We start from the raw sequence: 346 nt of genomic DNA, 5'->3' as shown, positions 1-346 counted from the left end.
ATCAGGTGTTCTATAATATAATTTAGCGTTGCACTTGGTGTGTTAATCTAAGATAAGAAAAACGCTCCCACATTTCGGTAAAAAATAACGGACGTAACGGCTTGGGGTGTCCCATAAAACCATTGTCTAACGCTGCCAATTCAGCAGCGCTAGCCTCCGATTTTGACTCTATACTCATAACTTTATTCCTTTAAAGACCACTGTTGTAATGACTAAACGCCTAATTCTTCCGATAAGCGGTCATATAGGCGCATTATTGTTTCACTTGGTTATAACCAAGTAAAGAAAAAGTTATCTAGGGCGTGTCATCAATTAAGCCAAACGACACAAGAAACTAAGTGAATGG

The 346-nt window shown here is 38.7% G+C and carries 1 protein-coding gene; it reads right to left on the bottom strand.

All coding sequences use genetic code 11. The annotated features are described in order from the left end of the window. Positions 1 to 22: 22 nt before the first annotated feature. Positions 23 to 178, bottom strand: coding sequence for a hypothetical protein (locus EI162_RS14535; protein WP_192524995.1), 156 nt, complete (start codon positions 176 to 178; stop codon positions 23 to 25). Positions 179 to 346: the final 168 nt, after the last annotated feature.

Origin of the sequence: Psychrobacter sp. FME6 (genome assembly GCF_014861365.1) — a bacterium.
Taxonomy (GTDB): domain Bacteria; phylum Pseudomonadota; class Gammaproteobacteria; order Pseudomonadales; family Moraxellaceae; genus Psychrobacter.
Note: the sequence above shows the minus strand (reverse complement) of the source record. Positions and strands in the feature narration are given on the sequence as shown.

Excerpts from the sequence above, each read along its gene's own strand:
- EI162_RS14535 (WP_192524995.1), bottom strand. The coding sequence starts at position 178 with ATGAGTATAGAGTCAAAATCGGAGGCTAGCGCTGCTGAATTGGCAGCG.